Below are 22,164 nucleotides of genomic sequence, written 5' to 3'. Positions count from 1 at the left end.
ACGCAATCCTCGGCGTGTCGTGTGCACAAGTGGCATCTCGCGGGAGGGTCAGCGCAGGTAGCGGAGGAGGAGGGTGTCGCCGGCAGCCAGCACGTGGGCCAGGCGCATCTCGCGCGGAGTCGCAGCGCCGCGGGCGATGCGGCCGGCGTCACCCGACTCGAGGGACGGGCTGATCGTCAGGCACAGCTCGTCGACGGCGTCCGCGGCCAGCAGTGTGCCGAGGAGGCCCGGACCGCCCTCGCAGTGGATCCGGCCGAGCCCGCGCTCGACGAGCGCCGCGCGCATCCGTCCCGCGTCCAGCGCGTCCTCGCCGCAGACCAGCACGTCGGCCACCTCCGCCAGCTCCGCGCGCCGCCACTCGGGCGACGCCCCGGTCGTCACGACGATCGGCCGCACCGGCGCCTCCGTGAAGATCCGCGACCCGGGATCGAGGTCCAGCGACCCCGACACGATCGCGAACACCGGGTGCGGAGGCAGCCCCGCCGCCGTCCGCGCCGCCGCGGCCTCGTCGCCGAGCACCATCGGCCCGTAGCCCTCGGTCCGCACTGTGCCCGCCGCGACGAGCACCACGTCGGCCAGGCGCCGCAGCAGGTCGAAGACCCGCAGATCCGCCTCGCCGCCCAGCGCCCCTGAGACCCCCTCGCGGGTCACCGCGCCGTCGATGCTCGAGACGAAGTTCACCCGCAGCCACGCGTCACCGGCGCCGTCCGCGTAGGCCGCGAGCAGCTGCTCGTCGTCGAGGTCCTGGGCGGGCGCCGGCCGGAGCCGGTCGATCGCCGCTCTCACGCGCGGCCCGCCGTCTCATCGGCCGCGACGTTGTGCCGCAGATACGCCGGCTGCCGCCAGCCGAGCACCGCCTCCGTCAGCCGCACCGCGTCCACCGCCTGCCGCACGTCGTGCATCCGCACGATCCGCGCGCCGTTCAGGATGCAGATCACCGCCGCCGCCAGCGAGCCCTCCAGCCGCTCGCCCTGCGGCCGGTCCAGGGTCTCGCCGATGAAGTCCTTGTTCGACACCGCCGCGAGCACGGGCAACCCGAGGACCGAGAGCTCCCCCAGCCGTCGCGTCAGCTCCAGCGTGTGCAGGGTGTTCTTGTTGAGGTCGTGCCCGGGATCGACGATCAGCCGGTCGTCGGGGATCCCCGCGGCCCGCGCACGGTCCACCCGGACGCGCAGGTGCTCGATCACCTCCGCCACGACGTCCTCGTACTGCGGCGCCGTGGGCTCGCTGCGCGGCGCCCCGACGCTGTGGGTGACGACGAGCTGGGCGCAGGAGCCCGCGAGCACCGCGAGCATCCCCGGATCGTGCAGCCCGCTGGTGTCGTTGACGACGGAGGCGCCCTCGGCGATGCTCGCCCGGGCCACCTCGGCGCGGGTCGTGTCGACGGAGACCACCACGTCGCTGCGCTCGTGGATGGCCGCGACCACCGGCAGCACCCGGTCCAGCTCCTCCTGCAGCGAGACGGCGGGCCCGCGGCCGAAGGGGACGCCGCCGACGTCGACCCAGTCGGCGCCCTGCTCGGCGGCCCGCACCGCGGCGTCGACCGCCCGATCGAGCGCGAAGGTGGAGCCCTTGTCGTAGAAGGAGTCCGGCGTGCGGTTCACGACCGCCATCACCGCGACCTCCCGCTCGAAGTCGAACCCGCGTCCGCCGATCGTGCGCCTCATCGTCCGTCGTCCCTCCGGCTGCCCGCGCCGAGCGAGCGTCGGCGCGCTCACCCTAGACGAGCCGCATCGGCGAGGGCTGCGGCGGCAGCAGCGGCGTCGTCGCGGCGTCCTCGAGCAGCACCTGGAAGAGCAGGTGGTCCTGCCACTCCCCCGCGATCCGCAGGTAGCGCCGGGCCACTCCGATCCGCTCGAAGCCGTTGCGCTCGAGCACCGTCTGCGAGCCGACGTTGTGCAGCAGCGTGCCCGCCTGCACCCGGTGCAGCCGCAGCTCGTCGCGGGCGAGGCCGAGGGTCGCGCCGACCGCGCGGGTCATCACCCCGCGGCCCTCCAGCTCGCCGTCGACCCAGTAGCCGAGGTCCGCGCTGTCGAAGGCGCCGCGCACCACGTTCGAGAGCGTCACCCGCCCGACGAGCTCGTCGCCGCGCTCGAGCACCAGCGGGAGCAGCGCCCCGGACCGGTGCCCGTGCAGCGCGTCGGCGATCGCGTCGGTCTGCCCGCCGGCCTCGAAGAACCGCGCCGACCGCAGCGGCTCCCAGGGCGCGAGGCGGCGCCGGTTGCGGCGGTACGCCTCGGCGAGCGCGGGACCGTCCTCGCGGACGATCAGGCGGAGGACGGTGCCGTGACCGACGGCGATCGAGGCTGACACCCTGCGAGGCTAGACCGATCCGGTCCGTTAACGCACGAACCCCCGGCCGGGGCCGGGGGTGTCGTCGTGGTGGGCGATACTGGGATCGAACCAGTGACCTCTTCCGTGTCAGGGAAGCGCGCTACCGCTGCGCCAATCGCCCGCTGCTCCCGGAGGAGCGCCTCGCTCGGTGAACGATCGAGGTGGATACGGGATTCGAACCCGTGTATACGGCTTTGCAGGCCGCTGCCTCGCCTCTCGGCCAATCCACCGTGTACGGGATTCGGTGTCGGCGGCCCCTCGGAGCGTGAGCTCCCGGGGCCGACCAGGTGAAACACCGGCCCGGGGGCCGGTTCTTCGAGCGGATGACGAGATTCGAACTCGCGACCCTCACCTTGGCAAGGTGATGCGCTACCACTGCGCCACATCCGCATGATGTGTTGGATTGCTGTCTTGCTGCTGTTTGCTGGTCTTGCCTGTCTCCCCGGCGCTTTCGCTGCCCGGCTCGACCTAGAAGACTGTATCCGAACGCCGCGCGAACTTCCAAATCGACGGCGCCCCGATTCGGGCACCGCGACGCCGGACCCGCGTCGTTCCGCGCGAAACCGGCCCGCAACCCGCTGTTCACCCGGGCGTGGCGCGCCGTTCCCGGTGCATCGCAGCGCCGCGGATCCGCTACGATCATTTCTCGGGCCGTCCACAAGACGGCCGTCAGGGCGATTGGCGCAGTTGGTAGCGCGCTTCCTTCACACGGAAGAGGTCATCGGTTCGAGTCCGGTATCGCCCACCACCTCTCTCCCCTCCATCTTCCGCATCTCCACCCGCGCATCTCCACACCGCGGAGGCACTCTCGTGATGGGTCGCTCCCACGCCGTCTCCGGCGCGCTCGCCTGGTCCGTCGTCACGACCGTCCCAGCCCTCGCCGCGCCGCTCGGCCTCGCCGGCCTCCCGCTCGACCTGCGGCTCGTCGGTCTCGGCGTCGCCGCCGGCTGGGCGCTCGTCCCGGACGCCGACCACGCCCGGGCGACGATCTCGCGCTCGGCACCCGGCGCGTCCCTCCTCACCGCGACCGCCGGCCGCATCAGCGGCGGCCACCGGCACGGGATGCACTCCCTGCTCGCCGTGGCCGTCGTCTGGTACCTGATCCCGCTCCTGGTCGCCCTGCGCTTCCCCGTGCCGCTCGTCGGCCCGGTCTCGCTGGCCGCCGTGCTCACCCTGCCGGCGATCGCCTTCGCCGCGAAGGCGGTCAGGGCGGCGCCCTCCTGGCCGATCGCCTGGGCCGGAGCACTCGTCGTGACCGTGCTCCTGGTCACCCTCGCCGACGGCACCTGGGCCTGGCTGCAGGTCGCCGCGACCCTCGGCTACCTCGTGCACGTCGCCGGTGACGCCCTCACCACCGAGGGGATCAACTGGCTCTGGCCGCTGCGGATCCGCTCCCCGCGCTGGGTGCGCCGCACGCCCGTGCTGCGGCGGCTCTGGACGTCCGGCGGCTACGCCGCGATCCCCGTCCTCGGCTCGGCCGGCTCCTGGCGCGAGACGATCCTCTACTGGCTGATGTCGGCCGCCACGATCGTGCTGACGGCCTGGCTGCTCGCCGAGGAGCTCCTCTGACCCCGGGCGGGAGCCTTCAGTACACCGCCCCCGGGTTCATGATCCCCAGCGGATCGAACACCGCCTTGATCCCGCGCTGCAGCGCCATGGAGTCCTCGCCGAGCTCCTCCGCGAGCCAGCGCCGCTTCAGCAGCCCCACCCCGTGCTCCCCGGTGAGGGTGCCGCCGAGCGCGAGCGCGGTGCGGAACAGCTCGCTCGCCGCCGCCCAGACCTCCTCGCCGACCCCGTCGGACCCGGCAGGCACGACGAAGTTCGGGTGCAGGTTGCCGTCGCCCGCATGGGCCACGGTCGGGATGCTCAGCCCGGTGCGCTCCTCGATCCCGCGGATCGCGGCGAACATCGCGGGCAGCGCCGAGCGCGGCACGCAGACGTCCTCGATCAGCACCTCGCCCTCGGCCTCGAGCGCGGGATGGAAGGCCCGCCGCACCGCGAGCAGCGCCTCGCCCGCCACCGGGTCGTCCGTCGACTCGGCGTCCCCGCCGGCCTCGGTGACGATCGCGAGGATCCGGCGCGCCTCGTCCTCCGCTCCCCCACCGTCCGTCTGCACGAGCAGGTAGGCGGCGCCGCGGTCGAGCTGTGCGCCCGTGTAGCGGCCGATCGCCGCGAGCGCCCCCTCGTCCATCAGCTCCATCACCGCCGGTCGGAGCCGGGCCGCCGTGATCGCCGCCGAGGCGGCCGCGGCCGCGACAACACTCGGGAAGTACGCGCCGATCGTCACGACGCGGCCGGCGGGGATCGGCCGCAGCTTCACCGTCGCCTCGACGATCACGCCCAGCGTCCCCTCCGAGCCGGTCAGCAGCGCCGTGAGGTCGTAGCCGGCGACGCCCTTCACGCTGCGCCGCCCGGTCCGCACCAGGCGCCCGTCGGCCAGCACGACGGCCAGACCGAGCACCGCCTCGCGGGTGACCCCGTACTTCGCGCAGAGCAGCCCGCCCGCGTTGGTGGCGATGTTGCCGCCGATGCTCGAGATCGCCTTGCTCGCCGGGTCGGGCGAGAAGATCAGCCCGTCCGCGGTGACCGCGTCCGACAGAGCCTGATTGAGCACGCCCGGCTCGACGACCGCGAGCTCGTCCTCGAGCGAGATCTCCAGGATGCGGTCCATGGCCGCCGTCGAGAGCACGATCGCGCCGTCCCGGCCGACGGCCCCCGCGGCGAGCCCCGTCCCCGCACCGCGCGGGACGACCGGCACCCGGTGCTCGGTGGCGAGCCGGAGCGTCGCCTGCACGTCGGCGACCGAGCGCGCGCGGACCAGCGCTAGCGCGCGTCCGCCGGCGGTCCAGCCGGACTTGTCGGTGTGCGCGGACTCGAAGTCCGGCCCCTCGGTCGTCACCGCGTCGCCGAGCTCCTCGCGCAGCCTCCGGAGGACGAGCGCACCGCCGACGGCCTCGGCACCGATGCCGATTCCGGTGTGAACTGTCTCGGCGGCGCTGGTCTCGGTACGGCTGGTCTCGGTGCTGCTCATGCGGGTCACTCCGGGCGGATCGCGGGTCGGCCCCTCGATCCTTCCACGGCGGCCCGGTCACGCGGCAGGATGGGCGGATGAGCGGAGCGCGGCGATGACGGGACCCACGAGCGCGGGGATCCTCCTGCACCGGCTGCGTGACGGCACGCGCGAGGTGTTCCTCGGCCGGATGGGCGGCCCGCTGTGGACCCGCCGCCCGCGGGCCTGGTCGATCCCCAAGGGCCTGCACACGCCCGAGGAGGCACCGCTCGACGCCGCTCGGCGCGAGTTCGAGGAGGAGATCGGCGTCGCCGCCCCGGACCTCGACTACGCGCTCCTCGGTGCCTACCGCCAGCGCTCCGGGAAGACCGTCACCGTCTTCGCCGCGGAGTGCGCCGGCGAGGTCGCGTTCGTCGCCAGCAACACCTTCGAGCTCGAGTGGCCGCGCGGCTCCGGAGTGATCCGCGCCTACCGGGAGATCGAGCGTGCGGAGTGGCTGCCGCTCGAGCGCGCCCGCGAGGAGATCACCGCCGGGCAGGTGCCCGCCCTCGACGATCTCGAGCGGGCCCTGACCGCGACGGACCGACCGGCGGCCCAGCGCCCGGGAGCGCAGGACTCGGCTCAGTAGTCGAGGACGTCCAAAGGGATCGCCAGGTCGTCGTCGGTCGCCATCGGCACGGGCCGGCCGAGTCGGCGGGCGCGGTCGGCCAGCTCCGCGACCAGCGCCTCGTCGACGATCTCCGCGGCGTCCTCGGGCTCGTCCTCGACGAGCATCTGGCTCGACGGTCCGAGCAGCAGCCGGGCCGTCAGCACGCCGCCACCGCGCCGGACAGGGATCTCCACCGTGGCCGCGGTCGCCGTCGAGGCGAGCATCCGGGCGTACTCGAGCACCGCGTCCGCGATGTCGTCCCCGGTGAGGACGCTCCCCTCGGCGTAGTGGATGCGTCGCACGGCGGACTCCTTCAGTCGGCGGAGCGGCCGGCTGCAGGAGAGCCCGGCCGGCTCCCTCCCCAGGGTGGCACGCGCTCCCCGGCGCGCAGGCGGATCGGCAAACATCCGCCGGGGGCTTTACTTCCCGGCACCGCCCCCGCCGTGCCCGCGGTCGTCGGCCGCCGAGTAGACCCGCAGCGCCAGTGGCACGATCCGGACCCTCGCCTCGTGGAAGCCGTCCGGCTCGCCGTCGAACACCTCGCTCTCGCCGTCGTGCGCCCACTCCGGGTCCACGCCGGCCGGTCGCCGCGCGCCGACCACGACGCCCGCGGTGCTGGCCGACTCGACCACCGGCGCGCGCCAGCCGGGCACCCGCCCGACCACCGGCGTCGCGCCCCGCCCGAGCGCGAGCGACACCGCGCCGCGGGTCCGGGGCGTCCGTCCCGAGTGCAGCACGCGGATGTCGAGCTGCCCGTCGTCCAGGCGCCGGCGGGCGAGCGGCGTCGCGGTGCGCGGGTGCTCCCGGTTCACTCCGACGAAGTACGACCAGACCAGCTCCGTCCGCCCGTCGCGCCGCAGCTCGAACGGGTCGGTCGAGCGCACCACCTCGAAGGCGGCGAGGACCGCGGCGAGCGGCTTGCCGATCACCTTCTCGCGCTTCTCCCGCGCGGCCACGAACTCCGGATACAGCCCGATCGAGACGGTGTTCAGCACCGTGACCGGCTCGGCGTCCCCGGCCGTCACCTCGGCCACATCGACGTCGCGGCGCTCGCCGTGCGCCGCCGCGTCGAGCGCTTCCTGGATCGTCACCAGGCCCAGCGCCTTGGCGAAGTGGTTCATCGTCCCGCCCGGCAGCACCAGGAGCGTCAACCCCTCGGCCCGCGCGAGCCCCGCGCCGACCGCCATCGTCCCGTCGCCGCCGTAGACGCCCAGCACCTCGGGCGGAGCGTCGCCGGCGCACGCCGAGCGCACCACGTCGCCGAGGTCCTCGCCCTCGGCCAGCCGGTGCACCCGCGCCGCGGGGAAGCGCTGCAGGAGGAGCGGCTCCGGATCCGGCCGGTGCGAGTCGCGCCCGGCGCTCGGGTTGAGCACCACCAGCAGCCCGGCTCCGTCGCCGAGCGGACGCACGTCGACCGGCGGCCGGCTCGTCCGCTCCGAGACGGGGACGTGCCGCGGGCGCGCCGGGACCAGCACCTTCCCGAGGCTCGCGACGACCGCGCCGAGCGCCGCTCCGCCGACCACGTCGGAGAGCCAGTGCACCCCGACGTGCAGGCGCGAGAAGGCGACGGCCGCGGCGAGCGGCGCGACGGCGAGTCCCACCCGCGGGTTCTCGAGCGCGACCCCGGCGGCGAAGGCGGCGGCACTCGCCGCGTGGCCGGAGGGGAAGCTCGGCGAGGTGGGCACGCGGGCGAGCCGCCGCCCCACCGGCACGTCCACCACGAGCGGTCGGACCCCGCCGAAGAGCTGCTTGCCGACGAGGTTCGCCGCGGCGCTCGCCACCGCCAGCGACGCCGCTCCCCGCGCCGCCTCGCGGGGCCGGCCGGCCAGGAGCAGCAGCGCCCCGAGCCCGAACCAGAGCGCTCCGTGATCGGCGGCGCGCGAGAGCCCGACCAGCGCTCCGTCCACGAGCGGCACCGGACGGCGCGCGTTGAGCTTCCGGGCGGCGCGGGCATCGGCCCGGCGCACGGCGCGCGGCACTGCGAGGACGCGCCGGAGCAGGACGGACGGGGGTCGGGTTCCGCGCAGAGGCATGCCTCCAGGGTAGGAGGCGCCTTCCGCGACTCCCTGAGCCCTGGGCGGCTAGACCTCGCCGAACCCCGACGCGACCAGGTCGGCCAGCCGCCCCACGGCCTCCTCCGCCTCGGCGCCGGTCGCCGAGATCGCGATCTCGTCACCGCGGTCGAGCCCGAGCGACATCACGCCGAGCAGGCTCGTCGCGTCCTTGCCGTTCACGTCGATCCGCGCGTCGAAGCGGGTGGCGAGGGTGACGAAGTCGGCCGCCGGCCGGGCGTGCAGCCCGTTCGGGTTGATCAGCCGCACCGTCCGCCGCACGCTCGCCGACTCGGCGGGCGCCACGGGTGACTCGGCGAGGAGCGCGCCCCGGGCCGACTCCGCCGCCGCGAGCACGTCCGCCAGCGCGGCACCGGTGCCCGCCGCCACGGCCGCCGCCACGGCGCCCTCCACGAGCGGCGCGTCCGCGATCCGGACCCGCTCCCGCGCCTCGTCGTCCAGGAACTCCACCGCGGTCTCCGCGGTCATGATCGCCGAGCCGAGGTCGCAGAGCACCACGGCGCCCTCGCCGGAGTCGGCCTCGGCCAGCGCCGCGGTGATCCGCTCGAAGCTCGTCCCGATCCCGCCGTCGTCCGTGCCGCCCGCGGCGATCAGCGCGACGTCGGGCGCCATCTGCGCCGCCAGCTCCACGAGTCCCTCGGCCAGTCGCGCGCTGTGCGAGACGAGGACGAGCCCGACGCTCACGCCGCCGCCTCGGCCGCGGCGCGCAGCAGCAGGACGCTCGACACGCTGCCCGGATCGCGGTGCCCGACGGCCCGCTCGCCCAGGTAGCTCGCCCGGCCCTTCCGCGCGACGAGCGGGTCGGTCGACTCCGCTCCGCCCTGTGCCGCGTCCGCTGCCGCGGCGAGCACGGCGGCCGCCGAGGAGCCGTCGGCCGAGGCGGCCTGCGCGGCCTCGACCGCCGGCGTCCACGCGTCCACCATCGTCTTGTCGCCGACCTCGGCCTTGCCGCGCAGCACGATCCCGTCGCGCGCCGCCGCGAGCAGTGCCGCGACCGCGGAACCGTCGAGCGACTCCTGCCCGGTGACCGCGCCGGACGCCTTGAGGAACGCGGTGCCGAACAGCGGCCCGGAGGCTCCGCCCACCGTCGAGATCAGCGTGGTCGCCACCAGCTTGAGCACCTCGGCCGGAGTCGCGAGCTCGGCAGCCGCGTCGAGCTTCGCGACCACGGCCTGGAAGCCGCGGTCCATGTTCTCGCCGTGGTCGCCGTCGCCGATCGCGCGGTCGAGCGTGATCAGCTCCACCCGGTGCTCCGAGACCGCCTGCGCCGCGGCCCGGATCCACGTCACAGCCCATGCCGCGTCGAGCCCCTGCGCTCCCTGTCCGTCCTGCATCGATCCGTCCTCTTTCCTGTGTCGCCTCTGCGACCGTCGTGTCGTCGTGCGGTCGTGTCGTCGTGTGCGCGCCGCTGTCCGGGCCGGGCGCCCGCCCTCTGCTCGGGGCCGCTCAACGCCCCCAGCGCAGCGCCGCGGTCTGCACCGGTGCGTCCCAGAGCTCCGTCAGCGCGTCGTCCAGCTTCAGCAGCGTGATCGAGACCCCCTGCATCTCCAGCGAGGTGACGTAGCTGCCGACCAGGCTGCGCCGCACCGTCACGCCCTTCTCGGCGAGCACCTCCGCGGCACGCCGGTAGACGAGGTAGAGCTCGACCTGCGGGGTGCCGCCCAGTCCGTTGACGAAGAGGAGCACGTCGTCGCCGGAGGAGAAGGGCAGGTCCTCGAGGATCGGCGCGAGCAGGCGGTCGACGATCCGGTCGGCCGGCTCGAGCGGGATCCGCTCGCGGCCGGGCTCGCCGTGGATGCCGATGCCGATCTCGATCTCGTCCTCGGCCAGCTCGAAGCTCGGCTCCCCCGCGTGCGGCACCGTGCAGGGCCGCAGCGCGACGCCCATCGAGCGGACGTTCGCGATCACCGTCTCGGCGATCGCCGCCACCTCGTCCAGCGAGTCGCCGCGCTCGGCCGCCGCTCCGGCGATCTTCTCCACCATCACGGTCCCGGCCACGCCGCGGCGCCCCGCCGTGTAGAGGGAGTCCTTGACGGCCACGTCGTCGTCGACGATCACCGAGCGGACCTCCACGTCGTCGGCGAGGGCCAGGTCGGCCGCCGTCTCGAAGTTGAGCACGTCGCCGGTGTAGTTCTTCACGATGTGCAGGACGCCCGCACCGCCGTCGACCGCCTTCGTGGCGGCGACGATCGGATCGGGCGTGGGCGAGGTGAACACCGGCCCGGGCACCGCGGCATCGAGCATGCCGACGCCGACGAAGCCGGCGTGCAGGGGCTCGTGCCCGCTGCCGCCGCCGCTGACGATGCCGACCTTCCCCTGCCGAGGAGCGTCGACGCGCACCACGAACAGCGGATCGGGCTCGACCCGCACCAGGTCGGCGTGCGCGAGGCCGAATCCGGCCACGGACTCCGCGACGACGTTCTTCGGGTCGTTGATGAGCTTCTTCATCGAGGTCTCCTCCAGGGCGCTCCGCTCCGTCGCGGACAGCGGCTCCACGTTACGCCCGCCGTCCCGGCTCGCGCAGGCCCGGCCGCGCGGCTCAGGCGCCGCGCCGGGTCTCCTCGACCCACTGGTCCAGCTTCGCCGTCGCGGCACCCGAGTCGACCGCCTGCGCGGCGCGGTCGAGCGCCGAGCGGAGGCGGTCGAGGATCGCCGTCCGGATCAGACCCGGGTCGCGCGCCAGATCGAACGCGATCAGTCCCGCCGCCGCGTTCAGCAGCACGATGTCCCGCACCGGCCCCTCCTCGCCGGCCAGGACCGAGCGGACGACCTGCGCGTTGTAGGCGGCGTCGCGCCCCCGGAGCTGGTCGATGCTCGCGCGGCGCAGGCCGAGGTCGCGCGGGTCGAGGTCGTGCTCGACGACCGAGCCGCGCGAGACCTCCCAGATGTGGCTGTGCCCCGTGGTGGTCAGCTCGTCGAGCCCGTCGTCGCCGCGGAAGACGAGCGCGGTCGCGCCGCGGGTCTGGAACACCCCGACGAAGAGCGGGACCCGGTCCAGGTGCGCGACCCCGACGGCGGACGCCTCCGGCCGCGCCGGGTTGCAGAGCGGCCCGAGGAAGTTGAAGACGGTCGGCACGCCCAGCTCGGCCCGCACGGGCCCGGCGTGGCGGAACCCCGGGTGGAACATCGCGGCGAAGACGAAGGCGATCCCCGTCCGGCGGAACACCTCGGCCACCCGGTCGGCGGAGAGCGTCAGATCGACGCCGAGCGCCGCGAGCACGTCCGAGGAGCCCGACGAGGAGGACGCCGCGCGGTTCCCGTGCTTGATGACCGGCGTGCCCGCGGCCGCCGCGATGATCGACGCGGTGGAGGAGATGTTGACCGTGCCGAAGCGGTCCCCGCCGGTCCCGACGATGTCGAGGGCCATCGGATCCACGTCCAGCGGCACCGCGTGCTCGAGGATCGCGTCGCGGAAGCCGACGATCTCGTCGACCGTCTCGCCCTTGGCGCGCAGCGCGATCAGCAGGCCCGCGAGCTGCGCCGGCGTGGCCTCGCCCTGCATCACCCGCTCCATGGCCCAGGTCGCCTCCGACACCGAGAGATCGGAGGAGTCGAGGAGGGAGCCGAGAATGAGCGGCCAGGACAGGGTTTCCGACATGGCTCTCAGATTATGCGACTACGAAGGCCCCACGGGAAGTGCGAGTTCCCCCCCTTGCGATCGTCCATAATGGTCTGTGTGACGAGCACCTCTCTCTCCCCCACGGCCACCGTGCCCGCAGTGAACCGACCCAACCCGGTCGCGGTCGGAACGATCGTCTGGCTGGGCAGCGAGGTCATGTTCTTCGCGGGCCTGTTCGCGATCTACTTCACCCTCCGCAGCACCTCCCCGGAGCTGTGGTCGGCCGAGACCAGCATCCTGAACGTCCCCTACGCGAGCGTCAACACGGTGATCCTGGTCGCCTCGTCGTTCACCTGCCAGTTCGGCGTCTTCGCCGCCGAGCGCCTGCAGCCCCGGTCCACCGGGCTCAGCCCGTTCAAGTGGGGCATGGTCGAGTGGTTCTTCCTCACCTACGCCCTCGGAGCGGTCTTCGTCTGCGGCCAGGTCCTCGAGTACGCGACCCTCGTCTCGGAGGGCGTCACGCTCTCGAGCAACGCCTACGGCTCCGCGTTCTACCTCACCACCGGCTTCCACGCCCTGCACGTGACCGGCGGGCTCATCGCCTTCCTGCTCGTCATCGGCCGCGCCTTCGCCGTCAAGAACTTCGGCCACAAGGAGGCGACCAGCGCGATCGTCGTGTCCTACTACTGGCACTTCGTCGACGTCGTCTGGGTCGGCCTCTTCGTCGTCATCTACTTCCTGAAGTGAGGCCAGCCGCCTCCATGCCCCACCACACTCCCGAACCCCGCAGGAAGGTTGCCTCGATGGCCTCCCCGAAGACGAAGAGCCGCGCCAAGAAGGGTCGCCGTCACCCCCTGGCCACGCTGGCCCTGATCGCGATCGGCCTCGGCCTCACCGGCGGCACCTACGCGGCCGTCGGCGTCGCGACCTCCGCCTCCGCGGAGACCTCGGCCACCAGCCAGCAGACGATCGACGAGGGCTCGAAGCTCTTCGCCGCCAACTGCGCCACCTGCCACGGCCTCGACGCCGCGGGCACCGACAACGCCCCGTCGCTGATCGGCGTCGGCGCCGCCTCGGTCGACTTCCAGGTCGGCACCGGCCGCATGCCGATGCAGATGCACGGCCCGCAGGCCCTCGAGAAGCCGGTGCAGTTCACCGACGACCAGGTCGCCGAGCTGGCGGCCTACGTCGCCTCGTTGGCGCCCGGCCCCGCCATCCCCAGCGGCGAGGTCCTCGACGCCCAGGGCGACTCGGCCAACGGCGCCGAGCTCTTCCGGATCAACTGCGCGATGTGCCACAACGTCGCCGGCGCCGGCGGCGCCCTGACCGAGGGCAAGTTCGCTCCCCCGCTGGGCGGCGTCACCGAGGCGCACATCTACGAGGCGATGGTCACCGGCCCGCAGAACATGCCGGTCTTCAACGACCTCAACATCTCGCCGGAAGACAAGCGCGACATCATCTCCTACCTCAAGTACATCGAGGCCAACCCCTCCCCGGGCGGGTTCGCCCTGGGCTCCCTCGGCCCCGTCGCCGAAGGCCTCTTCCTCTGGATCTTCGGACTCGGTTCCATCGTCGCCCTGACGGTGTGGATCACCGCACGATCCAACTAGCAGACACCGGCGCCCTGGCGGGCGCTCGACCCCCACGACGCCGAGCGGCGTCGACACGGCGTGAAAAGGAGAACCATGGCAGAGCACGATGAGGGTGGCACCGACCTCGCCACCTCGTCGGCCACCGGGCACGGGAGTGCTCCGGCCGGCACCGCGGTCGTGACGCGGGACCGCGTCCAGGACCCGGGCCTCCCGCCGCACCGCCCCCGGATGACCGACGTCGACCCCAAGGTCGCGAAGCGGGCCGAGCGCACGGTCTACACGCTCTTCTACCTCTCCTTCGCGGGCTCGATCTTCGCGGTGGCCGCCTACATGGCGTTCCCGATCACGGAGAACATCGAGTCGGTCCGGCTGAACACGCTGTTCATCGGCCTCGGCATGTCGCTGGCACTCCTGGGCATCGGCATCGCCGCCGTCCACTGGGGCAAGCAGCTGATGTCCGACCACGAGGGCATCGACATCCGCCACCCCGTCCGCAGCGCGGAGGACACCCGTGCCCGTGCGCTCGAGATCTTCGACCAGTCCGACAAGGAGTCCGGCTTCGGCCGGCGCTCGCTGATCCGCAACAGCCTCATCGGCTCGCTGATCGTCTTCCCCCTGCCCGCCGTGATCCTGTTCCGAGGCCTCGGACCGCAGGACCAGAACCCCGTCGCCCTCCTCAAGACCACGATGTGGCGCGAGGGCACGCGGCTCACCCTGGACCCCTCCGGAGCGCCGATCCTCGCATCGGACGTCACGCTGGGCTCCGCCTTCCACGTCATCCCCGAGGGACTCGACGAGGTCGAGGGCAAGCTGGAGGAGAAGGCCAAGGCCGCCGTCCTCCTGATGCGCCTGAAGCCCGAGGACCTGACCGTCAGCGAGGGTCGCGAGACCTGGAACTACGACGGCATCGTCGCCTACTCCAAGATCTGCACGCACGTCGGCTGCCCCGTGGCGCTGTACGAGCAGCAGACCCACCACCTCCTGTGCCCGTGCCACCAGTCGCAGTTCGACATCAAGCGCGAGGCCGAGGTCATCTTCGGTCCTGCGAAGCGCCCGCTTCCGCAGCTCCCCATCACCATCGACGCCGACGGATACCTGGTCGCCCGCAGCGACTTCACGGAGCCGGTCGGACCATCCTTCTGGGAGCGATGACACACATGTCCACCACCACACCTTCCCGCCCCGCGGCATCGCCCGCAGAGCCCGGCGACGGCGTCATCCTCGGCAGCGGCAAGCTGCAGAAGGGCTACGTCGGGGCCGCGTCGAACTACATCGACGAGCGCACGAGCATCTCGGCGGTCGTCAAGGAGTTCGGCCGCAAGATCTTCCCGGACCACTGGTCGTTCCTCCTCGGCGAGGTCGCGCTCTACAGCTTCGTGATCATCCTGCTGTCGGGCACCTTCCTCACCTTCTTCTTCCAGGCCTCCATGGTCGAGACGCACTACGAGGGCAGCTACCTGCCGCTCAAGGGCATCGAGATGTCCGCGGCGATGGCCTCGTCGCTCGACATCTCGTTCGACATCCGCGGCGGCCTGCTGATGCGGCAGATCCACCACTGGGCGGCCCTGCTGTTCGTGGCCTCGATCGGCCTGCACATGCTCCGCATCTTCTTCACCGGCGCGTTCCGCAAGCCCCGCGAGATCAACTGGGTCATCGGCTTCGTCCTCTTCATCCTCGCGATGGCCGAGGGCTTCACCGGCTACTCCCTCCCGGACGACCTGCTCTCGGGCAACGGCCTCCGCATCATCGACGGCATGGTCAAGGGCATCCCGATCGTCGGAACCTGGGTCTCGTTCCTCCTCTTCGGCGGCGAGTTCCCCGGCACCGACATCGTCGGCCGCCTCTACACGCTGCACATCCTGCTGCTGCCGGCGCTGGTGCTCGCGTTCATCGCTCTGCACCTCGTGTTCGTGGTCGTCCACAAGCACACCCAGTTCCCCGGTGCGGGCAAGACCGAGCAGAACGTCGTCGGCTACCCGGTGCTCCCGGTCTACGCCGCCAAGGCCGGTGGATTCTTCTTCATCGTCTTCGGTGTCGTCGTCCTCATCGCCTCGCTGTTCACGATCAACCCGATCTGGAACTACGGCCCGTACGACCCCTCCCCCGTCTCCGCCGGCACCCAGCCAGACTGGTACATCGGCTTCGCCGACGGTGCCCTGCGTCTGGTCCCGCCGGGACTCGAGTGGGCGATCCCGGGCCTCGGCACGATCTCGTTCAACATCCTCCTGCCGCTCTCCGTGGTCGGGCTGTTCATCGTCGTCGTCCTGCTCTACCCGTTCCTCGAGGCCTGGATCACCGGTGACAAGCGCGAGCACCACCTGCTCGACCGCCCGCGCAACGCCGCGACCCGCACCGCGATCGGTGCCGCCGGAGTCACGTTCTACGCCGTCCTCTGGGCTGCGGCGTCCTCCGACATCATCGCGACGCACTTCCACCTCACGATGGAGGGCGTCATCCACGCCCTGCAGTTCCTCCTCTTCGCCGGTCCGGTCATCGCGTACTTCGTCACGAAGCGCATCTGCCTCGCCCTGCAGAAGAAGGACCGCGAGATCGCCCTGCACGGCTTCGAGTCCGGTCGCATCGTCCGCCTTCCCGGCGGCGAGTTCATCGAGGTGCACCAGCAGCTCGACGCGTACGAGCGCTGGAAGCTGGTCGGCCAGGAGGAGTACGAGCCCCTCATGATCCGCCCGGACTCCCGCGGCCGCATCACCGCCCCGGAGCGCGTGCGCGCCGGCCTCTCCCGCTGGTTCTTCGAGGACCGGATCACCCCCGTCACCCAGAAGGAGCTCGAGAGCTCGCACAGCGAGCACTGACTCCTCCCCCGAAGGGCCCGGACGCACAGCGTCCGGGCCCTTCGTCGTCCCCTGTTCGACCACCCCTCACAGAGCGCGGACACCACCGGTCGAGCGGCACCCCCGCACGGCAGAGTCCGCCCCCTCATGCTGACTGAGTAGCGCGCACCGCGGGCACATCGAGATCCACCACTGTCAGAACGCGAGTCTGCAGACCCGCCCTGCTGAGGACCCTGGTCTCGATACGCCCCTACGGGGCTGTTCGACCAGCATGGACAGCACGGCCGCCCTCATGCTGATCGAGTAGCCCGCGCAGCGGGCGTATCGAGATCCACCACCGCCAGAACACGAGTCTGCAAACCCGCCCTGCTGAGGACCCCGGGGCTCGATACGCCGCTGCGGGGCTACTCGACCAGTATGGACAGCACGGCCACCCTCATGCTGATCGAGTAGCCCGCGCAGCGGGCGTATCGAGATCCACCACCATCAGAACATGACTCTGCAGACCCGCCCTCCTGAGGACCCCGGGTCTCGATACGCCCCTGCGGGGCTACTCGACCAGCAAGAACAGCACCGCCGCCCTCATGCTGATCGAGTAGCCCGCACAGCGGGCGTATCGAGATCCACCACCATCAGAACACGACTCTGCAGACTCGCCCTGTTGCGGAAGCCAGGTCTCGACACGCCCCTGCGGAGCTACTCGACCAGCATGAAGGGTGCTCCGCGCTTCCGGACTATCGGAACGGATGCAGGCAGTCGGCTGAGGCGCGTGACGGGTCCGCTCGCGGCCCAGTGACAGCACGAGTGGAGTCGGGGCGGCCTCAGGGGGCCCTTCAAAGCCTGTTTCGCGCCCGTCCGTGTGTTGGACGCTCGGAGGCAGACCTCAGACGCCCAGACCCGCCCTGCGGGCTCCCTCGCGCCACGCGAAAGGGCCGGGTGCCGGAGATCGAAGCCTCCTGCACCCGGCCCTCGGAGCCGTGCAGTCCGCCTAGCGGGCGAAGTACCCGCGGTAGTACTCGTACACCCAGCCGGCGATGGCGACCAGGAAGAGGCCGACCGCGATGTAGGTGATCCAGAAGCCGACCGCGAGGCCGAGGAAGGCCAGCGCAGCGGAGCCGCCGAGGATCAGCGGCCACCAGCTCCACGGGCTGAAGAAGCCCAGCTCTGGGTCGCCGTCGTCGATGTCGGCGTCGAGGCGGTCCTCGGGCAGCTCGGCGCCCTGGGCCTTGTGCACCCGGCCGACGTAGAAGGCGATGAAACCGCCCAGCACCGATGAGAGCGCGATGCCCACGGTGCCGACCCACTCGACCTGGCCGGTGTCGATCAGCGACCAGAGGATATAGGTGACGTCCGCGAGGAGGAAGAACCCGGCGAGCAGCCAGAACAGATTGACGTTGGCGCGCATGGCCCTACTTCACCGTGCCTTCGGACTTGTCGTACGTGGGGGCGTCCGGAGCGTCCTTCGCCGGGCCGATGCCGACGGGGATGCCGGCCTCGGGGTGGTTGAGGTCGAAGGCCGGAGCCTCGCTGCGGATCCGCGGGATGGAGGTGAAGTTGTGCCGGGGCGGCGGGCAGGAGGTCGCCCACTCGAGCGAGCGAGAGAAGCCCCACGGGTCGTTCACAGTGACCTTCGGCGCCTTGCGGGCCGTGATGTACACGTTGAGGAAGAACGGGATGAGCGAGACCGCGAGGATCATCGCGCCGATCGTCGACAGCTGGTTCATCCAGGTGAAGCCGTCCTCGGGCAGGTAGCTCGCGTAGCGGCGGGGCATGCCCACGACTCCGAGCCAGTGCTGGATGAGGAAGGTGGTGTGGAAGCCGATGAACAGCAGCCAGAAGTGCCACTTGCCCAGGGTCTCGTTCAGCATCTTGCCGGTCCACTTGGGCCACCAGAAGTAGAAGCCCGAGAACATCGCGAACACGACGGTGCCGAACACCACGTAGTGGAAGTGCGCGACGACGAAGTACGAGTCGGACACGTGGAAGTCCAGCGGCGGCGAGGCGAGGATGACGCCGGTGAGGCCACCGAAGGTGAAGGTGATCAGGAAGCCGATCGCCCAGATCATCGGGGTCTCGAACGTCACCGATCCGCGCCACATGGTGCCGATCCAGTTGAAGATCTTCACGCCGGTCGGGACCGCGATGAGCATCGTCATCAGCGAGAAGAACGGCAGCAGGACCGAGCCGGTGACGTACATGTGGTGCGCCCACACGGTCACGGACAGGGCGGCGATCGCGATGGTCGCGTAGATCAGCGTCTTGTAGCCGAAGATCGGCTTCCGGCTGAAGACCGGGAAGACCTCGGAGACGATGCCGAAGAACGGCAGCGCGATGATGTACACCTCGGGGTGGCCGAAGAACCAGAACAGGTGCTGCCAGAGCAGCACGCCGCCGTTGGCCGCGTCGTAGATGTGCGCATCGAACACGCGGTCGGCACCGAGGGCGAACATCGCGGCGGCGAGGACCGGGAAGGCCAGCAGCACGAGGATCGACGTCACCAGGATGTTCCAGGTGAAGATCGGCATGCGGAACATCGTCATGCCGGGGGCGCGCATCGTGATGATCGTGGTGATGAAGTTCACCGCACCGAGGATCGTGCCGAAGCCGGACAGCGCCAGGCCGAAGACCCAGAGATTGCCGCCGAGCCCTGGCGAGAACGTGGTGCTCGAGAGTGGCGCGTAGGCGAACCAGCCGAAGGACGCGGCGCCCTGCGGGGTGATGAAGCCGGCGACCGCGATCAGCGAGCCGAAGCTGTAGAGCCAGTAGGCGAACGCGTTGAGTCGCGGGAACGCGACGTCCGGAGCGCCGATCTGCAGCGGCATGAGGACGTTGGCGAAGCCCGCGAAGAGCGGCGTCGCGAACATCAGCAGCATGATCGTGCCGTGCATCGTGAAGAGCTGGTTGTACTGCTCGCGGGTCTCGACCACGGCGAGGCCGGGCTCGAAGAGCTGGGCGCGGATGACGAGGGCCATCACGCCCGCGATGCAGAAGTAGATGAACGAGGTGATCAGGTACATGTACCCGATGACCTTGTGATCGGTGGACGTCATCCAGCGAACGAGGACGTTCGCCTTGCGCTCGACCGGCGGTGTGCCGAATGAGCGGGACGGGGCGGGTGCGGTGGCGGTGCTCATGCTCCCTCTACTCCTCGTTCTCGGTGCGGGCCGGCGCGCCGGTGCCGGGCAGGTTGCTGTTGCGGTCGTACTCGGCGCCGAGCTGGCCGGTCTGGCCCGCGTCGCGCAGCGACTGGATGTAGTCGTCGTACTCGCCCTGCGAGACGACCTTCACGTTGAAGAGCATTGCGGAGTGGTACTCGCCGCAGAGCTCGGCGCACTTGCCGGCGTAGGTCCCCTCCTTGAGCGGCGTGACGTACATGTAGTTCGTCTTGCCGGGGATCATGTCCTTCTTGTAGAGGAAGTCGACGACCCAGAAGGAGTGGATGACGTCGCGGGCGTCGAGCTGGATCTTGATCTTCTGGTTCACCGGCAGGTAGAGCGTCGGGACCTCGGACTCGACCAGCGAGCCGGCGCCGTCGGCGCTGTCCTCGTACTGGCCCTGGATGCCCGCGGAGTAGACGTCCTCGTCGACGTAGTTGAAGTCCCACGCCCACTGCTTGCCGTACACCTGGATGGTCTCGTCCGGGTCGTCGTAGGCCTGCTCGATGGCGGCCTGGTCGCGCGCGGTGAAGGCGAAGAAGCCGATCACGAGGATCAGCGGCACGATCGTGTAGAAGATCTCGATCGGAAGGTTGTAGCGCAGCTGCACCGGGAGGCCGGTCTGGCCCTTCCGGCGGCGGTAGACGACGACCGCCCAGATCGTCAGGCCCCAGGTGATGACACCCACGGCGAGCAGGACGATCCAGGAGGTGACCCAGAGTCCGATGACCCGGTCGACGTGGTTCGTCGTGCCGGGTTCAGTGGGGAGCCAGCCCTGCAGCTGCTCCTGCGTGCAGCCCGCGAGGACGAGGGCGAGAGCTCCTGCGACGGGTACTGCGACCCATCGGCGGAGACGGCGATTGAAGCGCACCGGTGACCTTTCGGAAGACTGGGGACCAGTTCACACGAAACTGTATTAGACCGGCCCTAGCCTACCCGCCGTCGTCGGCAGGGAGTGCACCGGCACCCGCTCTTGACCTCTCGCCGAAGTGGTGCTGCAACGGCGAACGGCACCCGGCCGCCCGCCGGAGCGGGGAGTCGGGCGCCGTTCGAGCGGGCCGTGCGGCGTGTCGCCGCGGGTGATCAGTGGAAGCTGTCGCCGCAGGCGCAGCTGCCGCCGGCGTTGGGGTTGTCGATGGTGAAGCCCTGCTTCTGGATGGTGTCCTCGAAGTCGATCGAGGCGCCGTCGAGGTAGGGGACGCTCATCTTGTCGACGACGAGGCCGACGCCCTCGAACTCGACCGCGGCGTCGCCGTCGAGCGTGCGCTCGTCGAAGTAGAGCTGGTAGATCAGGCCGGAGCAGCCGCCGGGCTGGACGGCGACGCGCAGGCGCAGGTCGTCGCGGCCCTCCTGCTCGAGGAGGCTCTTCACCTTCGCGGCGGCGACGGGGGTCATCGAGACGCCGTGCGCCGCGGTGGTGGTGCTGGCGGTCAGTGTCGTGTCGGACATGTCACTCCTCGGTGGGATCGGTCGGAACGGAGCCGAGCGTGAACAGCGCTGGCGGGATCGGACGGCGTGCTGCCGACGATTCTACGGTGGCAACCCGGGCGCGGGCCGGGCTATTCCGAATCGCTCAGGCCCGGTGCTCGGCGGCGCGCAGCAGGAACAGCGCCTCCGTCTGCGCCGCGCGCTGGAAGACGCCGAGGTGGAGGGACTCGTTGGGGCTGTGCGCGCGCGAGTCCGGGTCCTCGACACCGGTGACCAGGATCTGCGCGTCCGGGAACTCGCGCACGAGGTCGGCGATGAAGGGGATGCTGCCGCCGACGCTGGTCTCCAGCGGCGCGCGGCCCCAGGCGTCGGCCATCGCCTGCTCGACCAGGCCGACGGCCCAGCCCGAGGTGTCGACCAGGAAGGGCTCCCCCGTGTCGACGTCGGCGATCTCGAGGTGGGCCCCGAACGGAGCGTGCGCCCGCAGGTGCCGCTCGAGGGCGGTGAAGCCCTCCTGCGCCTCCTGCCCGGGAGCGATGCGGGCGCTGATCTTGACCCGCACGGACGGGCTGAGGGTGTTGGAGGCGTCCACCACGCTGGGCGCGTCGATGCCGGTGACCGTGATCGACGGCTTCGACCAGATCCGGGAGAGGAGCGGTCCGGAGCCGATCGGCGACACGCCGTCGAGCAGGCCGGAGTCGCGGCGCAGGTCCTCCTCGGTGGTCTCCGGAACCGCACCGTCGTGCTCGGTGAGCCCGGCGACCGCGACCGAGCCGTCCTCGTTCCAGAGCGTGTCGAGGAGGCGGATCGTCGCGAGCATCGCGTCGGGCACCGCGCCGCCGAGCATGCCCGAGTGCGAAGCGTGCTCCAGGGTGCGGACGGTGAGGGTCAGCGTGACGTTGCCGCGCAGGCCCACGGTGAGCGAGGGGGTGTCGATGTCCCAGTTGTCGCTGTCGGCGACCACGATCACGTCGGCCCGCAGCGCGTCGTGGTGCTCGCGGAGGAAGGTCGGGAACGAGCGGGAGCCGAACTCCTCCTCGCCCTCGATGAAGAGCACGAGGCCGAGGTCGTGGTCGTCGCCCGCCACCCGGCGCAGGGCCCGGACGGCGGCGAGGTGCGAGACCACGCCGGCCTTGTCGTCCGCGGCGCCGCGGCCGTAGAGGCGGTCGCCGCGCACGGTCGGCTCGAACGGCGGCGTCTCCCACGCCTCCTCCGCCCCCTGCGGCTGGACGTCGTGGTGGGCGTAGAGCAGGACGGTGGGTGCGCCGTTGCGGGCGGCCCGCGTCGCGAGGACGGCGGGCTGACCGAGGAGGTCGGAGTCGCCGATGGTGGAGCTGCGGATCGAGACCTCGTCGAAGGCACCCGTCTCCCGGGCGAGCTCGGCGATCGCCTCGGCGCTGGCGGCGACGCGGGTGGCGTCGAAGCCGTCCCAGGAGACGGAGGGGATCCGGACGAGCCGGCCCAGCTCGCCGAGCGAGCGGGGCAGGTCGTCGCGCACGGCGGCGAGCACCTCCTCCTCGGCGGCGGACAGGGTGGAGGACGGAGTCGGAGCGTCGTGAGCCATGGAGGTAAT

The 22,164-nt window shown here is 71.5% G+C and carries 21 protein-coding genes and 4 tRNA genes; 7 read left to right on the top strand and 18 right to left on the bottom strand.

Going from position 1 to position 22,164, the window contains the following annotated elements; translation table 11 throughout:
• Window positions 1-48 precede the first annotated feature (48 nt).
• The 6 genes from MT353_RS21200 to MT353_RS21175 form a co-directional block, all read right to left on the bottom strand.
• The gene (locus tag MT353_RS21200; protein WP_243625843.1) at window positions 49-786 is read right to left on the bottom strand and encodes a pyrimidine reductase family protein; all 738 of its coding nucleotides are present in this window, start codon (window positions 784-786) and stop codon (window positions 49-51) included.
• Window positions 783-1,667, bottom strand: a complete 885-nt coding sequence (gene folP, locus MT353_RS21195) for a dihydropteroate synthase (RefSeq protein WP_243625842.1) — start codon at window positions 1,665-1,667, stop codon at window positions 783-785. Before folP ends, MT353_RS21200 begins: the two co-directional genes overlap by 4 nt.
• A gap of 52 nt (window positions 1,668-1,719) precedes the next feature.
• Entirely contained in the window at window positions 1,720-2,313 is a 594-nt protein-coding gene (locus MT353_RS21190; protein ID WP_243582532.1) for a GNAT family N-acetyltransferase, read from the bottom strand.
• Between the two features lie 67 nt (window positions 2,314-2,380).
• Window positions 2,381-2,455 (bottom strand) — tRNA-Val (locus tag MT353_RS21185).
• Window positions 2,456-2,493: 38 nt separating this feature from the next.
• Window positions 2,494-2,564 (bottom strand) — tRNA-Cys (locus MT353_RS21180).
• Between the two features lie 88 nt (window positions 2,565-2,652).
• Window positions 2,653-2,724: transfer RNA gene (locus tag MT353_RS21175), tRNA-Gly, on the bottom strand.
• Window positions 2,725-3,006: 282 nt separating this feature from the next.
• On the opposite strand from MT353_RS21175, the gene MT353_RS21170 reads away from it, so the two are divergent.
• Both MT353_RS21170 and MT353_RS21165 read left to right on the top strand, forming a co-directional pair.
• Window positions 3,007-3,082: transfer RNA gene (locus MT353_RS21170), tRNA-Val, on the top strand.
• 65 nt (window positions 3,083-3,147) lie between these two features.
• Entirely contained in the window at window positions 3,148-3,903 is a 756-nt protein-coding gene (locus MT353_RS21165) for a metal-dependent hydrolase (RefSeq protein ID WP_127886939.1), read from the top strand.
• A 16-nt stretch (window positions 3,904-3,919) separates the two neighbouring features.
• Here MT353_RS21165 and MT353_RS21160 read toward each other — a convergent pair whose 3' ends face one another.
• Window positions 3,920-5,365: an FAD-binding oxidoreductase gene (locus MT353_RS21160; protein ID WP_243625841.1), complete on the bottom strand. Its 1,446-nt coding sequence runs from the start codon at window positions 5,363-5,365 to the stop codon at window positions 3,920-3,922.
• Window positions 5,366-5,459: 94 nt separating this feature from the next.
• Here MT353_RS21160 and MT353_RS21155 point away from each other — a divergent pair, with 94 nt between their 5' ends.
• Window positions 5,460-5,972, top strand: a complete 513-nt coding sequence (locus MT353_RS21155; RefSeq protein WP_243625840.1) for an NUDIX domain-containing protein — start codon at window positions 5,460-5,462, stop codon at window positions 5,970-5,972.
• On the opposite strand, the gene MT353_RS21150 is transcribed toward MT353_RS21155, so the two are convergent.
• The 6 genes from MT353_RS21150 to trpD form a co-directional block, all read right to left on the bottom strand.
• Entirely contained in the window at window positions 5,966-6,295 is a 330-nt protein-coding gene (locus tag MT353_RS21150; RefSeq protein WP_123735875.1) for a hypothetical protein, read from the bottom strand. The two genes, MT353_RS21155 and MT353_RS21150, sit on opposite strands and share 7 nt — an antisense overlap.
• Before the next feature lie 117 nt (window positions 6,296-6,412).
• On the bottom strand, window positions 6,413-8,026 hold the full coding sequence (locus MT353_RS21145; RefSeq protein ID WP_243625839.1) for a bifunctional phosphatase PAP2/diacylglycerol kinase family protein: 1,614 nt from the start codon (window positions 8,024-8,026) through the stop codon (window positions 6,413-6,415).
• 48 nt (window positions 8,027-8,074) lie between these two features.
• Entirely contained in the window at window positions 8,075-8,749 is a 675-nt protein-coding gene (dhaM, locus tag MT353_RS21140; RefSeq protein ID WP_243625838.1) for a dihydroxyacetone kinase phosphoryl donor subunit DhaM, read from the bottom strand.
• The gene (dhaL, locus tag MT353_RS21135; RefSeq protein WP_243625837.1) at window positions 8,746-9,399 is read right to left on the bottom strand and encodes a dihydroxyacetone kinase subunit DhaL; all 654 of its coding nucleotides are present in this window, start codon (window positions 9,397-9,399) and stop codon (window positions 8,746-8,748) included. Before dhaL ends, dhaM begins: the two co-directional genes overlap by 4 nt.
• A gap of 112 nt (window positions 9,400-9,511) precedes the next feature.
• Window positions 9,512-10,513, bottom strand: a complete 1,002-nt coding sequence (dhaK, locus tag MT353_RS21130) for a dihydroxyacetone kinase subunit DhaK (protein WP_243599904.1) — start codon at window positions 10,511-10,513, stop codon at window positions 9,512-9,514.
• A 91-nt stretch (window positions 10,514-10,604) separates the two neighbouring features.
• Entirely contained in the window at window positions 10,605-11,663 is a 1,059-nt protein-coding gene (gene trpD, locus MT353_RS21125) for an anthranilate phosphoribosyltransferase (protein WP_123735877.1), read from the bottom strand.
• Between the two features lie 69 nt (window positions 11,664-11,732).
• Between trpD and MT353_RS21120 the strand changes: the two genes are divergently transcribed.
• From MT353_RS21120 to MT353_RS21105, 4 genes are all read left to right on the top strand, one after another.
• A complete protein-coding gene (locus MT353_RS21120) occupies window positions 11,733-12,371 on the top strand; it encodes a heme-copper oxidase subunit III (RefSeq protein WP_123446158.1) in 639 nt (212 codons plus the stop codon).
• A gap of 56 nt (window positions 12,372-12,427) precedes the next feature.
• On the top strand, window positions 12,428-13,234 hold the full coding sequence (locus tag MT353_RS21115) for a c-type cytochrome (RefSeq protein ID WP_123735878.1): 807 nt from the start codon (window positions 12,428-12,430) through the stop codon (window positions 13,232-13,234).
• Between the two features lie 75 nt (window positions 13,235-13,309).
• On the top strand, window positions 13,310-14,368 hold the full coding sequence (locus MT353_RS21110) for a ubiquinol-cytochrome c reductase iron-sulfur subunit (protein ID WP_123735879.1): 1,059 nt from the start codon (window positions 13,310-13,312) through the stop codon (window positions 14,366-14,368).
• Window positions 14,369-14,373: 5 nt separating this feature from the next.
• Window positions 14,374-16,029, top strand: coding sequence for a ubiquinol-cytochrome c reductase cytochrome b subunit (locus MT353_RS21105; protein WP_132436337.1), 1,656 nt, complete (start codon window positions 14,374-14,376; stop codon window positions 16,027-16,029).
• A gap of 967 nt (window positions 16,030-16,996) precedes the next feature.
• Here MT353_RS21105 and MT353_RS21100 read toward each other — a convergent pair.
• The 5 genes from MT353_RS21100 to MT353_RS21080 all read right to left on the bottom strand — a co-directional run bounded on the left by MT353_RS21100 (window position 16,997) and on the right by MT353_RS21080 (window position 22,155).
• Entirely contained in the window at window positions 16,997-17,413 is a 417-nt protein-coding gene (locus MT353_RS21100) for a cytochrome c oxidase subunit 4 (protein ID WP_123446154.1), read from the bottom strand.
• 4 nt (window positions 17,414-17,417) lie between these two features.
• Window positions 17,418-19,142 (bottom strand): cytochrome c oxidase subunit I, encoded by a 1,725-nt coding sequence (ctaD, locus tag MT353_RS21095; RefSeq protein WP_123446153.1) that lies wholly within the window; start codon window positions 19,140-19,142, stop codon window positions 17,418-17,420.
• A gap of 7 nt (window positions 19,143-19,149) precedes the next feature.
• Window positions 19,150-20,034 carry a cytochrome c oxidase subunit II gene (gene coxB / locus MT353_RS21090; protein ID WP_243625836.1) on the bottom strand — a complete coding sequence of 295 codons (885 nt, stop codon included), beginning with the start codon at window positions 20,032-20,034 and terminating at the stop codon, window positions 19,150-19,152.
• Window positions 20,035-20,246: 212 nt separating this feature from the next.
• Window positions 20,247-20,612, bottom strand: a complete 366-nt coding sequence (gene erpA / locus MT353_RS21085) for an iron-sulfur cluster insertion protein ErpA (protein ID WP_123446151.1) — start codon at window positions 20,610-20,612, stop codon at window positions 20,247-20,249.
• Between the two features lie 124 nt (window positions 20,613-20,736).
• Window positions 20,737-22,155: a dipeptidase gene (locus MT353_RS21080; RefSeq protein WP_243625835.1), complete on the bottom strand. Its 1,419-nt coding sequence runs from the start codon at window positions 22,153-22,155 to the stop codon at window positions 20,737-20,739.
• Between the last annotated feature and the right edge of the window lie 9 nt (window positions 22,156-22,164).

Source organism: Rathayibacter sp. VKM Ac-2927, from assembly GCF_022815525.1.
Lineage (GTDB): Bacteria > Actinomycetota > Actinomycetes > Actinomycetales > Microbacteriaceae > Rathayibacter > Rathayibacter festucae.
The sequence above is the reverse complement of the archived record's forward strand: the minus strand, read 5'-3'. Positions and strand labels throughout refer to the sequence as shown.